A 15,061-nucleotide genomic window follows, 5' to 3' on the forward strand; every position below is an offset into this window, starting at 1 on the left:
CGCGCGTTTCCGATCTGCTCGCAGTGCCTGACGCATTGCGCGCCTGCGCCCTTGGCGCCATCGCACTGCCTGTCGCTGGCGCCGAGGCGCCGGCGTACTGGTATGGCTTCCCGCCCGCGCTCATCCCGCTCTGGAGCGAGCCGTCAGGCCCGTCGTACCATGGCTATTGGAAGCACTGGTTCATCGAGCGTGAACTGACGTATGTGAGGATGTATGTCGAGTGGCCCATCGCGCTGGAGCTTGCCCGCACGCCCGCCCAGCTGTTCGCGCTGGTGGCCATCAGGGCGATTGTGGAAACTGACGCGGTGACGCCGCAAGTGGCGGCGTTCGCCGCTGCGGTCGGCATCGGCAACCTTGACCAGATCGACGCGGTGTCGCTCGACACGGGCGACGATGCGCCAGGCTTGGTCCGGCTCGACCAGTTCGCGGCCGATGCGCCGTTGGCGTGCTTTTCCGACCCCGCTTCGTACGGCGGAAGCTTTCCATTGTCTACCCAGCCGCCCGGCGCGGACGCGCTGGCGCGTACCAGCCAGTTCGAGCTCGATGCCGATGTCCTTGCTGGCTGGCTTGGGGACGCAGGGTGTCCGCCGTGGCTCTCCACGCGGCCGCAGTCCCGGCTGGCGCTGTGCCGCAGCTACCTTGCCCAGGGTGCGTTCGGACTGGCCTGGCTCACCATCAATGCGCGCGGATGGTCGATTGCCGACGCCCGTACCGCTGTCGCGGAACTGGCCGCAGCGGCGGGCGACCCACGGTTCGAGGTGCTCGCCTCTGCGTGGCTGTCGGTTGCCAACGACAGCGCCGGCGGGTATTGAGATTCCGCCAGCGCGGCCGGATGCTGCTTTTTCTTAGTGCCCTGAACCGTGCTGCCCGAAGTCGGGTGGCCAGTACTCCCGGTTCGTTGGCCTCACCGAAAAATAGATGCCACGGGGCGTGGTGAATTGCTCAAGGACTAATGCGCCGGCAGCGATACGCGCTACCAATTGCTCCAGAAACTCCACCAGCGTCTCGGCGACGGGTTCGACCGTCGGCGAGTCGTGCGGGACATAATAAAGCTTGCCGGAATCTTCGTTGTGGCGAATGCAGAGATAGTCTCCGTTGGCGCAGAACAAGGGAACGAGCGTCATTGCTTCGGCTTCGTCGGGGCGGTCCGATTCGAGGGAAATCTGTAGTTCTGTCGAATGGTCGCCGACGAACGCGAGCGATATCCATTCCCAACCACCAAAAATTGCGTCGCCTTGGCTGCAACCATCCGCTTGGCGATACAGCCGGCGAACTGGATCGGGAAGCCGAATGCCAGTTTCCTGCTCAAATGAATCGATTTGCGCTGCGCTTGCCGGCTCGCTCAATCGCTTCGACAAGTCGGGATGAAGCGCTTCAACAGCACGCCGGGCTTCTCCGAATGCATGCTCCACACTTGCCACGATCTGTCTCCCGGTTGCGAACGTGATATCGGCGCCATGCCGATGCTGTTACAAATTTTAGCATGGCGTTTGAACGCGGATAAATACGTCCCGGTCCAGCCCGAACCTGACATCCTCAGTCCAGCGCCGTTGCCGTTTTCTCGCCAAACGTCCTGCGCCAGTCCCTCGGGCCGACTTGAAACCGTTTTTTGAAATGCTGCCGCAACGAGATCGGCGTCTGGAACCCCGCAAGATCGGCAATTTTCTCGACTGACAGCGATGTCGTTTCCAGCAGGTCGCGCGCGCGCTGCAAGCGCTCGTTCACCAGCCAATCGACCAGCGTCATGCCGGTCGCCTTGATGAAATGACGGGTGAACGTGCGCCGGCTCATCGACGTTCGCGCCGCCAGTTCATCGATATTGTGCGCGATGGCGAGATGTTCGCGCAAATAGTCGAGAAGACGATTGACCTGGGCGTCCTGCGTCGAAACGGCCATCGGTTGTTCGATGAACTGCGCTTGTCCACCTTCGCGGTGCGGCGGGATGACCATGGTGCGCGCGACCTTGTTGGCGATTTTGGACCCGTAATATTCGCGCACGATGTACAGGCAGCAATCAAGCCCGGCGCCCGTGCCCGCCGAGGTGATCAGCTTATCTTCCTCGACATACAGCGCATTCATGTCGAGCCGCACGCGCGGAAACCGGGCGCTGAAATCCTTTTCGGCCATCCAGTGCGTCGAGGCGCTTTTACCGTCGAGCAGACCGGCATAGGCGAGCGCGTACGCCCCATAGCACAGCCCGACGACGTGGGCGCCCCTGGCATGGGCGCGCGCCATCGCCGCTACCAGGTCCGGCTCGGGAGGCATGTTCAAGTCGTCCCAGCCCGGCACCACCACGATGTCGGCCGTTTCAACGAGTTCGAGTCCGCCATCGGGATGCATGGTCAAGGCACGTTCCGCCGCCAGGGGCCTTGCGCCCGAGGACACGATCTTCAGGTCGAACAGCCGCCCTTCGGGCAACTGTGCGTTGAAGATCAGGTACGGCACCGCGAAGTGGAACGGGCTGAAGTTGGGATAGACGACCAAGGCGACGACAGGCGTTTTTGTGGTCATAAGGAGCGGAAAAGTGGCATATGGCCCGATCGTGTCGTTAAATGGCTTGCGGGTCAATTTTATACGGAAGGCGATGCGCCCACAATACTGCTACCGAACACACATCAATGGAGTAGCAAAATGCAACGAGTAAAAACCCTGGTTATTGCCCTCACCCTGGCCCTTGGCACGGTCGGCGTCGGCGCCCACGCAGCGGCCCCTGTCGCCGCGGCAGCGACCGCGCCAACGGTGCAGATCCAGCAAATCCGTAACGCGACGGCCCGGATCAGCTATGCGGGCAAGACCTTCCTGGTCGATCCCTTCCTGGCAAAGAAGGGTACCTATCCGGGCTTTGCGGGAACGTTCAACAGCCAGTTGCGCAATCCCATGGTCGAACTGCCGATGTCGGCGAAAGACGTCATGAAGGGCGTCGACGCGGTGCTGGTCACCCATACTCACCTTGACCATTGGGACGGCGGCGCTCACCAGTTCATTCCGAAAGCGATTCCGCTGTTCGTGCAGCATGAAGCCGATGCGACGCTGGTTCGCGGACAGGGCTTCACCAACGTCCAGATCCTCGGAGAAAACACCGTGTTCGAAGGCGTGCAGTTGACCAAGGCCGGCGGCCAGCACGGCACCGATGCCATGTTCGCCACAAAGCCGCTGGCCGAGGCGTTGGGCGAGTCGATGGGCATTGTCTTTCGCGCCCCTGGCGCGAAAACCGTCTACGTCGTCGGCGACACCGTATGGCGTTCCGAGGTTGACCAGACGCTGGAGAAATTCAAGCCCGATGTCATCATCCTCAACGCCGGCGACGCCCGCATGGTCGGCTACACCGGATCGATCATCATGGGCAAGGACGATGTGCTCCACGCCTACCAGGCAATGCCGAACGCGACGATCATCGCCACGCATATGGATGCAATCAACCATATGACCTTGAGCCGCAAGGAACTCAAGGACCACCTCAAGCAACATGGTGTCGGCAATCGCGTGCGCGTCCCGGCCGATGGCGAAATGATGGCGTTCTGACGCCCCGCGCCCAGGCGCGCCTCAAGCCGGGTCGTTCGACTCCGCCAGCGCCGCATGCGTTGGCGTCAACTGGTCGCTTGAACTGATCAGGGTCGCGCGCCCGGTATCGATCATCGCCTGCGCGCCCAGGTGCAGTTTTTCGATCAGTTCGGCGTTGTCGCCGCCCGCCTTGGGCCGCAGCGCGCTCCAGCCGTTGCGGCCATTGGCCTTGATCCAGTACAGCGCCGCATCGGCCAGTTCGACCAGGTGCTCCCAGCTCACGCGCTTGGAATCGTCGAGGTACAAGCCGCTTTCGGCCAGCCCCACCGAGCAGGTCAGCGCGACCGTGATGCCGTCGCCCAGGTCGAACACCTGGTTGGCCACCGCGCGCCGGATGCGTTCTCCCAGCACCGGCACGAACTGGCGCGTGCTGGGCCGGCATACCAGCAAGAATTCTTCCCCGCCCCAGCGCACGATGTAGTCGCCCACCCGCACCTGGGCGCGCAGCACGTCGGATACCTGCTGCAGCACGCGGTCGCCCGCGCGGTGGCCGTAGGTGTCGTTGATGCGCTTGAAGTGGTCGATGTCGACCAGCGCAAACAGCAGCGTGTTGTCGCCCGAGCCGGTGCGCTTGTTCTCGCGTTCGTAAAACGCCAGGTCGGCCGGAATCTGGTTGCTCAGGTAGCGCCGGTTGTGCAAACCGGTCAGCGGGTCGGTCTGGCTGGCCAGCTCCAGCGCGCGGTTGGCCACATGCAGCTGCTCGGTGCGCTCGGCCACTTGCAGTTCCAGTGCGGCGCGCTGCTTTTCGTGCGCGCGGCGCTGCAACCGGTAGCCGCCGTACACGGTGCCGCACAACATGGCCAGCAGCAGGCCGTAGAACCAGCTCGTTTCGTAGAAGTGCGGGGCGATGGTGAAGTTGAGCCGCGCCGGCAGTTTGTTCCAGACGTCGGCATTGTTGCTGGCCTTGACTTCGAAGGTGTACGAGCCGGCCGGCAGGTTGGTGTAGTTGACCGAGCGCGGCGCCCCGGCCGCCAGTTCGCGCCAGTCCTTGTCGTAGCCGTGCAGGCGGTAGCGCAGCACCACGCTGGCCGGGTCCTGGAAACTGAGGGCGGTAAATTCGAAGGCCATGTCGCGCGCGTCTTCGCGCACGCGCATGCCGCCGGCCTGGCCCTGGTGGATGTCGCGCCAGGTGTCGAGCACGCGCACCCGCTCGATCACGGCCGTCGGCGCGGTCATGTTCTTGGTCAGGCCCATGGTGTCGAGCGTGACCACGCCGTCGCGGCTGGGCAGCCACAGTGTGCCGGCCGGGTCCATGAAGCCCTTGGAGGTGCCGGCGCCGTTGCAGCAGTAACCCTGTTCGCCGCTGCGCCGGTCGCCGCGTTCGTTGAGGATCATCTCGGCATTGACGGTGCGCGACTGGCCGTTCTGCACCTGGCGCATGTCGGCCACCGGCACCCGCAGGATGCCGCGCAGCCCGGCCGACCAGAGGTAGCCGGCCGCGTCTTCGGTCAGGAAGAAGGGCGCGTTGGGCGGCAAGCCTTCGGCGGCGGCGAACTTGTGCCAGCGGCGCCCGTTGAACAGGTACAGTTCCTCGGTCAGCGAGCCCAATACCAGCGAGCCGTCGCGCAGTTCGGTGATGGCGGTGATGTCCATGCCCGGTTGCAGGCCGCTGTCGAGGCCAATCTGTTCCATGCGCTCGCCGCGCAGTTCGTACAGCCCGTCCTGGGTGCTCACCAGCAGGCGTCCGTCTTTCAGCTCGCGCACCTGGCGCGCGCGCACGTCGTGCAAACCCTCGTTCTTGCCGAACTTGGTGAGCGTGCCGCCGACCAGGCGGAACACACCTTCGCTGGTCGGGAACCAGATCACGCCGTTGCGGTCGCGTACGATGCCGTTGATCTGCGCGGTCGCCATCGGCGCGAACATGGCCGGCGCTTCGAGTTTGCCGCCTTGCCACAGCACCAGCCCGCGACGCGTGCCGATCCAGATCCGGTCGGCGTCGGCCAGCAGGTTGTAGGCGTGCGGATGGGGCAACTGGCTGCCGCTGAGGACCTGGCGGAAGCGCCCGTCGCTGTACACGCTCAGGCCATCGCTGGTGCCGACCCAGGTGCGCCCGTCCGGCGCGCGCGCCAGCGACCAGACGATCGGTTCGGTCAGCCCTTCGGCCGCCGCCAGGCGCCGGGTCGAGCCGTTCCACAGGCGCACCAGGCCCTGCCACTGGCTGCCCAGCCACAGGTTGCGCTCGCGGTCTTCGAACGCCGCCAGCACGCCCTTGAAGGCGGCCGGGTTCTTTTCGGGGATGATTTCGGTGGCCTTGCCATTGCGGATGCGCCCCATGCCGGCGTTGCTGGCCACCCACAGGTTGCGGTCGCTGTCCTGGTACAGCATGGTCGTGGGCGAGCTTTGCAGGAGCGGCTCGGCGGTGGCCGCGACCAGGTCCGCGCCGTCGCGCGTAAACAAGCCGACGCTGGTGCCGACCCAGATTTTTCCTTGCGCTTCCGCCAGCCGGGTGACCACGCCCTGGCGCATCCCGGCCGGCAGGGGAATCAGTTCGGTTTCCTTGCCGCGGCTGTGGAAAATCCCGCCGGCGCCGCCGATATACACGCCGTCGGCGCTTTTCAGCAGTGCGGTGGCCGGGGCCGGGCTGCCCGGACGATGCACCAGCTTGCCGCCGTCGTAGTCGAACACGCCGCTGCTGGTGGCCACCACCAGCCGGCCCTGGTCCTCGACCATGGCGTGGATGTCGAGCACGGGAAACTGCAGCGGGTCGGCCGGCGCAACGGCGCGGAACACGCCGTTCTCGACGACGGTCAATCCCTTGTAGGTGCCGACCCAGACGCGCCCGGCGCTGTCGGCCAGCAGGCTGCGGATCCACACGCCAGCCATTGCCGGCTGGTTTTCAGGCGAATAATTGGTGAAACGTACGCCGTCGAAGCGCGCCAGGCCGGCCTGGGTGGCGATCCAGATGTAGCCTTGCTGGTCCTGGGTGATCGCTTGCACGCTCACCTGCGGCAGGCCGCTCTGGATCGACCAGCTGGTGCGCACGAAATGATGGAATGCCTTGTCGGGGTCGAGCGCCGCCGCCGGGCGCGCCGCCGCCAGGGCCGCCAGGGCCGCCAGCAACAACAGCGCGCGCAGGCGCGATGCGCACCGCGCCAGGGTAGGGAAGCGCCGCGAAATAATCGTACTCATGCATTCATTCAAGATGGCGCCCGTCCGTTGCAAAGCATGAATACGATAGTACGTGAACGCGGGCGCGCACGGGGCGCGCATGCCGCGTTTACGGCGACGGCAGGGGCTGCTGTTGCCGATGTGCAACGGTTGCTTGCTGGTAGGCTATTTCAGGGCCGTGCCGGCCACGGGAATCAGGGCGCGCCGATGCTGCCTTCATCGTTGAGCCAGTCGTACAGCGCCGCCGTGGCCATCGGGCGCGCGAACAGGAAGCCTTGCGCCAGCGGGCAGCCGAGCGACTGCAGGATGGCGGCCTGGCGTTCATCCTCGACCCCTTCGGCGATCACCGACAGGCCCAGGTTGCGCCCGAGCTGGATGACCATTTCGGCAATGCTGCTGCCGCGCGCCGAGTGCGTGATTTCGGTCACGAACGCGCGGTCGATCTTGAGCCGGTCGACCTGCAGCCGCTGCAAATACGACAGCGACGAGAAGCCCGTGCCGAAATCGTCGATCGCGATCGATACCCCGGTGTGCTTGATCTGGGCCAGCATCTTGATCAGCAAGTCCGGTTCTTCCATCGCCATCGACTCGGTGATTTCGAGTTCGATGAATTCGGGCGGGGCGCCGGTTTCTTCCAGCGCCGAGCGCAGCATGTCGAGAAAATACGGGTGGCGGAACTGCACCTGCGAGACATTGACCGACATGGTGAACTGGCGGTGCCCGGCGTCGCGCAGGCGCACCAGCTCGTGGCAGGCGCTGCGCAGCACCCATTCGCCGATATCGATGATCAGGCCCGAATATTCGGCGATCGGGATGAAGCGGTCCGGCGAAATATAGGTGCCGTCGACGGTCTGCCAGCGCAGCAGGGCTTCGGCGCCGACCGGGCGGCGCGCCGTCAGGTCCATCTGCGGCTGGTACACCACGAACAGCTCGCCCTTGGCAAAGCCGGTGCGCAGCGCGTGCATCATGCGCACGCGCTCGCGGATTTCCACGCCCATGCTGCGCGAAAAATAGAAGTGGCCGGCGCGCTGCTGGCTCTTGGCGCGCTTGAGCGCGATGTCGGCGTCCTTGAGCGCGTCGGCGCCGCTGCCGTCGTGTTCCGACAGGCGCACCAGGCCCAGGGTGGCCGACAGCTGCACATCCTGGCCGTCGATCGAGAAGGGCGTTTCGAACAGCGCCAGGATGCGCACCGGATTGACGGCGGCGGCGTCGCCCAGCACCGAAAAAATATCGCCGCCGATGCGCGCCACCGTCAACTGCTGGCCGAGGCGCTGTTGCAGGCGGCTGGCCACGGCGACCAGCAGCAGGTCGCCGAACTGGTGGCCGAGGGCGTCGTTGGTTTCGGCGAAGTGGTCCAGGTCCACCAGCGACAGGGTGGCGTCGTCGCGCCCCGGCCCGGCCAGGGTGGCGTCGAGGATTTCGACCAGGCGCGTGCGGTTGGGCAGCTTGGAGAGCTGGTCGTAAAAGGCGGCGTTGTGCAGGTGGCTGACCAGCTCCACGTTGTCCAGCCCCACGGCCACATTGCTGCAAAAGACTTCCAGCAGGCGCTGGTCGAGCTCGCCCAAGGTGCGTCCCGGCGCCAGGAAGGCGACGAAATCGCGGCTCGATTTGCCGGCGAAGAACAGGGTCACCGCGCCCGGCTCGTAGATGTTGCGGCGCTGCGCCAGGGTGCGCTCCATCGCCGCGGCGACGGCGGCGTCTTCCGAGGCGGTCAGGTTGCCGGTGCCGAGGCGGCGGTAAACGCCGGCCGTGGCCATGATGTGCAGCTCGCGGCAGCGCGCGTCCGGGCACTCCTGCACGCACAGCACCCCGTTCGGCTCGACCCCGAGAATGTCGGCGATCTGCGCCAGCACCCCGGCGGCGAAGTTTTGCACGCCGTGCAGCGCCATCAGCTCGGTGCTGGCGCGCACCACCCGGTCGAGGCCGCGCCGGTTGGCGCTGATCGCGCGGATTTGCTCGTACGAGCGGATCGCCGCCGTCACCGTCGTAAACAGCTTGATGCGGGTCAGTTCGGACTTGGTCTTGTAATCGTTGATGTCGAAATCGCGGATGGCGTCGATCTCGGGCGCGTAGCCGGGCTGCCCGGTGCGCAGGATGATGCGCACGTCGGCCAGCTTGAGCGTTTCGCGGATGTAGCGCACCAGGTGCAGGCCGGCGTCGTCCTGTTCCATCACCACATCGAGCAGGATGACGGCGATGTCGTGTTCGTGCTTGAGCATTTCGCGCGCCTGGCCGGCCGAATAGGCGTGCACGAATTCGAGCGGGCGCTGTTGCATGTCCAGGTTGCCGAGCGCGAAGGTGGTGGTCGAGTGCACGTCTTCGTCGTCGTCGATGATCATCACGCGCCAGACGCCGCCCGTTCCAACGCTGACAGGCGCACCGGGGTGTTCCTCCAAAAATACCAGGTCGTCGTGGTCGTCCTCAAGGTCGTCCAAGGGCGTGCTCGATGGGGGCATGTGTCGCTTCTCCAGGCGTTTTTCGGTAATGACGCGTCGCCAGTATACGTCCGATTGTAACAATCAACGCAGCTTGGTGCCGGCCAGCCGACACCGATTGCAGCGCAATGCCACTGCTTTTCCATAGCATGCCACGAATTTGGCTTACTGTATCTATTGGCAGCGAGAAAAAGAAATTGCACAACAGATCAAGATAGTTGGCAAGATGTTCAGAGGTGCGGGGGGCGCCGTCGCGGCGGTCCTGGCCGTCGGCGCCAGCAAAAGCGCGCGGGCTGGTAGAATTGGCTTTTCCGCCACTCACTTCCCTATCATGTCCGGCAATTCTTTTGGCAAGCTGTTTACCGTTACAACGTTTGGCGAGTCGCATGGCCCGGCCATCGGCTGTGTGATCGACGGCTGCCCGCCGGGCCTGGTGTTGTCGGAAGCCGACATCCAGCCCGACCTCGACCGCCGCAAACCGGGCACCTCGCGCCACGTCACCCAGCGCCAGGAAGCCGATACGGTCGAGATCCTGTCCGGCGTCTACGAGGGCAAGACCACCGGCACGCCGATCATGCTGATCATCCGCAACCAGGACCAGCGCAGCAAGGATTACGGCAACATCGTCGAGAGCTTCCGTCCCGGCCACGCCGACTATACCTACTGGCACAAGTACGGCGTGCGCGATCCGCGCGGCGGCGGGCGTTCCTCGGCGCGCCTCACCGCCCCGGTGGTCGGCGCGGCGGCGGTGGCCAAGAAGTGGCTGCACGAGCAGTACGGCACCGTCTTCATGGGCTGCATGAGCCAGTTGGGCGACATTGCCGTGCCGTTCGAGGGGTGGGAGCATGTGCCGGACAACCCGTTTTTTGCCGCCAGCGGCGATCTTGAGCTGATCGCGCGCATGGAAGCGGCCATGGACGAGCTGCGCCGCGACGGCGACTCGATCGGCGCGCGCATCGACGTGGTGGCCAAAAACGTGCCGGTGGGCCTGGGCCAGCCGATCTACGACAAGCTCGATGCCGACATCGCCTACGCCATGATGGGCATTAACGCCGTCAAGGGCGTGGAGATCGGCGCCGGTTTCCGTTCGGTGGCGCAGCGCGGCTCCGAGCATGGCGACGAACTGACGCCGGGCGGCTTTGTCGGCAACAACGCCGGCGGGGTGCTGGGCGGGATTTCGACCGGCCAGGACATCACGGTGTCGATCGCCATCAAGCCGACCTCCTCGATCCGCACGCCGCGCCGTTCGATCGACAAGGCCGGAACGCCGGTGATGGTCGAAACGTTCGGGCGCCACGATCCGTGCGTGGGCATTCGCGCCACCCCGATCGCCGAAGCCATGCTGGCGCTGGTGCTGATCGACCACGCCCTGATGCACCGCGCCCAATGCGGCGATGTGCGGGTCGACACGCCGAAAATTGCATAAAACCGCTGCGGGGCCGGACGCTCCGCAGTCCGCGCCCTCGCTCGCGCCGTTCGCGCTGTTCCTGTTCGCGTACTACGCGCAGGTCGGCGCGTTTGCCATTTACGCAACCCTGTTCTTCGCCGCGCACGGCATGAGCGCCCCGCAAATCGGGGTGCTGATGTCGCTGATCCAGGTGATGCGCATCATCGGCCCGAACCTGTGGGGGTGGCTGGCCGACCATACCGGCCAGCGCGTACGCGTGCTGCGCCTGACCACCGGCGGCGCGCTGCTCGCCTTTTGCGGCATCTTTTTCGCCGAATCGTACTTCCAGTTCATCGCCGTGATGGTCGCCTTCAACCTGTTTTCGAGCGCCCAGGCGCCCCTTAGCGAAGCGCTGCTGCTGGCGGCCCTGCGCGGCGACGCCAGCAACTATGGGCGCGTGCGCATGTGGGGTTCGGTCGGCTTCATCGTGGCGGTGCTGGCCGCCGGCTGGCTGCTCGAGTCGCTGGGCGTGGACGCCTTGCCATGGATCGCGCTGTTCCTGCTGGTGTGCGTGGGCGCGGCCGGCCTGCGCATCCGCCAGGCGCCTTTGGTGGCGCATGCCGCGGGCGCGCCGGGCCTGTGGAGCGTGCTGCGGCGGCGCGAGGTGATCGCGTTTTTCGTCTCGGCCGCGCTGATGGCGGGCGTGCACATGTCGCTCAACGCCTTTTACTCGCTGTACCTGGAGCAGGCCGGCTACAGCAAGCCGGTGATCGGCATGATGTGGGCGCTCGGCGTGGTGGCCGAGGTGGCGTTCTTCTATTTCCAGGCGCCGCTGCTGCGCCGCTTCGGCGCGCAGCGGGTGATGATGTGCGCCTTCGCGCTGGCCGTCGTGCGCTTTCCGGTCATCGGCGCCGCCGGCCAACTGCTGGCGGTGCTGGCGCTGGCCCAGTTGCTGCACGCGGCCACGTTCGCGGCGCATCTTTCGAGCGCGGTGATGGTCATGCAGCGCTGGTTCGCCGGCCCCTTGCAGGCGCGCGGGCAAGCGCTGTACATGAGCCTTGCCTACGGCATCGGCGGCACTTGCGGCGGGCTGGCGATGTCGCTGTGCTGGGACCGGATCGGCCCGCAGGCGGTGTTTTACCTGGCCGGGGCGCTCGCGCTCGCGGCCGCCGGGAGCGCGGCGCTGTCGTTCCGCTGGCAGCGCCAGGCCAAGGGGTGATCAGCGCGGCTTGGCGGCGGCCATCAGTTCCACTTGCTGGCGCCGCACCACGGTCTTGACGATCAGCGAGCGCAGGTCGTTGAGCAGCGCGAATTCGGTCTGGCTCAGGTGAATCGCCGGGAAGCTGTCGTCCCAGTCGCCATAAATGAAACCGACCGGCTGGCCGTTGGACGACAGCGGCAGGATCACGAAGCTGCGCGCGTCCGACAGGCAATCCTTCCACCACTGCGGCAGCTTGGCCGCGAACTTGGCGTCCTGCGCGTTTTCGACAAATATCACACGGTCGCTGCCCAGCGAGGCGTGGAACACGTTGGCGCTGTAGGCGTCGTCGAAGCTCAGGGCGCCGATCAGTTCCTTGGCGCCGTCGCCCAGGCCGATCTTGGCGACGTATTTGTTCTCGCGCCGGTTGCGCAGAAAGGCCACGGCGCGCGAGAAGGTCAGTCCCTGGAACACGGTTTCCAGCGCCATCGACATCATCTGGCCCGGAGTTGCGGTGGCGACGACGTCGCGCATGTCGGCTACGCCCGAGAGCAGCACCTTGTTGCCTTCGGCGCGCATGCGGCGCGTGGCGATGTCGGCGGCGCGCTTTTCGGCCGGCTTGGCCAGCGGCGCGATCGACAGGTCGGTGGCGGCGGTTTCCTTGGCTTTTTCGATGGCCGTCAAAATATGGTCCGGCTCGACCCCGAGCATCGATGAAAAACTGCTGGCCAGCACGCGCACCTGGGCGGCCCCGGCTTCATCGTCGTTCCACAGGGAGCTGGCGCACTGCGACGACATGGTCGATACCGCGGCCAGCCAGTCTTCGTGGGTGAACACCTCGCCGCGCGGGGCCGGTTCGACCCGGCGCATGCCGGCGATCAGGTTCTTCGGCAAGCCCCAGTGCTCGGCGGTGGCGCGCCCGATGGCTTCCATCGACAGGCCGAGCAGCGGCGGCGCGGCGGCGTCTTCGCCACCGCTGCCGCCAACCGCCTGCAGCGCGGTCCAGCGTTCGGGCATGTAGAAGGTGATCATCATGCGCCCCAGCGTGTGCAGCATCGAGCACACCACGGCTTCCTCGGCGTCGCGCCCTTTGGCGCTGGCGGCCACCTGTTGCGCCACCATCCCGGCCAGCACCGCTTTTTCCATCTCCACGTGGGCAACGGCCGAATCGGGCGAGGCGCGCGTCAGTTCCTCGATCAGCTTCAGGCCCAGCGCCAGGTGGCCGATGGCCTCCGTGCCGAGCACCAGCACCGCCTTGGTCACCGTGTTGATGCGCTGGCCGAACGCCGAATACATGCCGCTGTTGGCCAGGCGCAGGACCTTTTGCGTCAGGACCGGGTCCGACAGCACCGTTTGCGTCATGCTGAACTGGTGCTCGTCCTCGCCGCGCATGGCGCCCAGGATGGCGCTGATGGCCTTGGCGAAGCCGGGCATGTCGCCGCGCCGGCGCACCCGTTCCCACAACTGGGCCAGGGTGGCGTCGGCGCTGGCCGGGGAGGGCGGGGCCGCCTGGAGCAGGGAATTGGCGATCATCGCAGCCCCGCGTGCGGTTCGATCGGCATCAGGGACGCGTACAAGTCTTCCTTGAGGGCGGCCATGGCCGCGTGGGCCGGCATCGGCTTACCTGTCAGGTAACCCTGGATGTACTGGCAGCCGCGCTGGTCGAGGTAATCGAGCTGCGCTTCGGTTTCCACCCCTTCGGCCACCACCGACAGGCCAAGGTGCTTGGCCAGGTCGAGCACCGCGTTGCAGATCGCGCCATCCTTGGGCGAATCGGGCAGGTCCTTGATGAAGGCGCGGTCGATTTTCAGCACCGAGATCGGGAAGCGCTTCAGGTACGCCAGCGAGGAGTAACCGGTGCCGAAATCGTCGATGGCGATGCGCGCCTGTCGCTCGGCCATCTTGAGGAGGATGGATTCTGCGTGCACGGGATCGATCATCAGGGTTCCTTCGGTGATTTCGAGTACCAGCTGGCTGCCGGGCAGGCCCGAAAAGGCCAGCGCATGGTCCAGCACCTCGAGGAATTTATCGTTGCGAAACTGGCGCGGGCTGATATTGACCGAGATGTACAACGGTCGCTTGGCCACTTCTTCGAAGTGCCTGAGCTGGACGCAGGCCGCTTTCAGGGCCCAGGCCCCGAGCAGGTTGATCAGGCCATTGGTCTCGGCGATGGGAATGAAGCGCACCGGCGGCACCATGCCGAGGGTGGGATGCTTCCAGCGCATCAGGGTCTCGAAACCCTGGATGCGGCGCGTGGCGGCGTCCACGATCGGCTGGTAATAGAGCAGGAATTCGCCTTCGCGCACCGCCAGGAACATGGCCGCTTCGAGCGAGATATCGTGTTCCGGCGGGCCGCTGGTGCGCGGGCTGTAGACCAGGCAGCGCGCCTTGCCGGTTTCCTTGGCGCGCGACATGGCGGCGTCGGCCAGCGCGACCAGCTGGACTTCATCCTCGGCGTGCTCGGGAAACAGGGCCAGGCCGATCGAGGCGCCGATGTAGATGGTGTGCTTGTCGACTTCGAACGGGGCCTGCAGGGCCGCCAGCAGGCGCCCGGTGACCAGCTTGATCTGGGCTTCGCTGCAGGTGCCCGGCAGGACCGCGACGAATTCGTCGCCGCCGATGCGCGCCAGGGTGTCGCTGTCGCGCAGGGTCTTGCGCAGGCGCGCCGCGGCGATGCGCAGCACGGCGTCGCCGACCGGGTGGCCGAGGCCGTCGTTGACCTTCTTGAAGCCATCGAGGCCGATGGTGGCGACCGAAAAATTCTGCCCCGAGCGGCGCGCGTGGGCGATCACCATGCGGATCCGGTCCGACAGCAGCAGGCGGTTGGGCAGTTCGGTCAGGCTGTCGTGGGTGGCCAGGTGGCGCAGCCGTTCTTCGGTTTCGCGCTGGGCCGAGATGTCGCGCCCGACCGCCAGCAGCACCGTGTCGCCGCTTTGCTGCATGCGGCACAGGCGCAGTTCGAACCAGAGTTCCTTGTGCGGGGCCTTCAGGCGCACTTCGATGCGCGCCGGGGCGCCGGCGGCGTCGAGCAATGCCGCGCCCAGGCTGGCCTGGTCGGCGTCGGCGACCAGCGTGGCGAGCGGGGCGCCTGCATCGAAGGCGAACAGGGCGCCGGTGCGCTTGCTGGCGGCCTTGATCCGGCCGGCCGCATCGAGGCGGAACACGATATCGCCGGCCGCTTCCATGAACTGGTCGAGCTCGGTGAGGGTGTCGCCGTGGGGCACTGATGGGGCACTGGTGCGCATTGTAAAAGTCGTTACCTTCGTATTGTGGCTTGCCGCTGGCTGCCAGGCGTCCTAGTGTCCCGAGTTAGGAATTCGTTGAATAAATATGGCGACAATCGCACCGATACTGCGTCACAAATGCTCGCCA

Annotated in this window: 11 protein-coding genes; 4 read left to right on the forward strand and 7 right to left on the reverse strand. The window is 65.8% G+C overall.

The window, feature by feature from the left end:
• Nucleotides 1-23 precede the first annotated feature (23 nt).
• Entirely contained in the window at nucleotides 24-812 is a 789-nt protein-coding gene (locus F0185_RS03270; protein ID WP_167221568.1) for a hypothetical protein, read from the forward strand.
• Nucleotides 813-845: 33 nt separating this feature from the next.
• Here the strand turns inward: F0185_RS03270 and F0185_RS03275 are convergent, their stop codons facing one another.
• Nucleotides 846-1,421, reverse strand: coding sequence for an SMI1/KNR4 family protein (locus F0185_RS03275; protein ID WP_167221570.1), 576 nt, complete (start codon nucleotides 1,419-1,421; stop codon nucleotides 846-848).
• Nucleotides 1,422-1,536: 115 nt separating this feature from the next.
• The gene (locus F0185_RS03280; RefSeq protein WP_167221572.1) at nucleotides 1,537-2,511 is read right to left on the reverse strand and encodes a GlxA family transcriptional regulator; all 975 of its coding nucleotides are present in this window, start codon (nucleotides 2,509-2,511) and stop codon (nucleotides 1,537-1,539) included.
• Nucleotides 2,512-2,631: 120 nt separating this feature from the next.
• Here F0185_RS03280 and F0185_RS03285 point away from each other — a divergent pair, with 120 nt between their 5' ends.
• A complete protein-coding gene (locus F0185_RS03285; RefSeq protein WP_167221574.1) occupies nucleotides 2,632-3,522 on the forward strand; it encodes an MBL fold metallo-hydrolase in 891 nt (296 codons plus the stop codon).
• 21 nt (nucleotides 3,523-3,543) lie between these two features.
• On the opposite strand, the gene F0185_RS03290 is transcribed toward F0185_RS03285, so the two are convergent.
• The 3 genes from F0185_RS03290 to F0185_RS03300 all read right to left on the reverse strand — a co-directional run bounded on the left by F0185_RS03290 (nucleotide 3,544) and on the right by F0185_RS03300 (nucleotide 9,492).
• Nucleotides 3,544-6,690, reverse strand: coding sequence for a ligand-binding sensor domain-containing diguanylate cyclase (locus F0185_RS03290; RefSeq protein ID WP_167221576.1), 3,147 nt, complete (start codon nucleotides 6,688-6,690; stop codon nucleotides 3,544-3,546).
• 173 nt (nucleotides 6,691-6,863) lie between these two features.
• The gene (locus F0185_RS03295; protein ID WP_167221578.1) at nucleotides 6,864-9,125 is read right to left on the reverse strand and encodes an EAL domain-containing response regulator; all 2,262 of its coding nucleotides are present in this window, start codon (nucleotides 9,123-9,125) and stop codon (nucleotides 6,864-6,866) included.
• The gene (locus tag F0185_RS03300) at nucleotides 9,091-9,492 is read right to left on the reverse strand and encodes a hypothetical protein (RefSeq protein ID WP_167221338.1); all 402 of its coding nucleotides are present in this window, start codon (nucleotides 9,490-9,492) and stop codon (nucleotides 9,091-9,093) included. Before F0185_RS03300 ends, F0185_RS03295 begins: the two co-directional genes overlap by 35 nt.
• Here F0185_RS03300 and aroC point away from each other — a divergent pair.
• Both aroC and F0185_RS03310 read left to right on the forward strand, forming a co-directional pair.
• Complete coding sequence (aroC, locus tag F0185_RS03305) at nucleotides 9,436-10,530, forward strand: chorismate synthase (protein ID WP_167221580.1); 1,095 nt, start codon at nucleotides 9,436-9,438, stop codon at nucleotides 10,528-10,530. The two genes, F0185_RS03300 and aroC, sit on opposite strands and share 57 nt — an antisense overlap.
• Nucleotides 10,523-11,710 (forward strand): MFS transporter, encoded by a 1,188-nt coding sequence (locus F0185_RS03310; RefSeq protein WP_229476710.1) that lies wholly within the window; start codon nucleotides 10,523-10,525, stop codon nucleotides 11,708-11,710. The genes aroC and F0185_RS03310 overlap by 8 nt, the downstream gene beginning before the upstream one ends.
• Here the strand turns inward: F0185_RS03310 and F0185_RS03315 are convergent, their stop codons facing one another.
• Nucleotides 11,711-13,222 (reverse strand): HDOD domain-containing protein, encoded by a 1,512-nt coding sequence (locus F0185_RS03315; protein WP_229476711.1) that lies wholly within the window; start codon nucleotides 13,220-13,222, stop codon nucleotides 11,711-11,713.
• Complete coding sequence (locus tag F0185_RS03320) at nucleotides 13,219-14,934, reverse strand: putative bifunctional diguanylate cyclase/phosphodiesterase (protein ID WP_229476712.1); 1,716 nt, start codon at nucleotides 14,932-14,934, stop codon at nucleotides 13,219-13,221. The genes F0185_RS03315 and F0185_RS03320 overlap by 4 nt, the downstream gene beginning before the upstream one ends.
• Nucleotides 14,935-15,061: the final 127 nt, after the last annotated feature.

Origin of the sequence: Massilia rubra, from assembly GCF_011682065.1 — a bacterium.
Taxonomy (GTDB): domain Bacteria; phylum Pseudomonadota; class Gammaproteobacteria; order Burkholderiales; family Burkholderiaceae_D; genus Telluria_A; species Telluria_A rubra.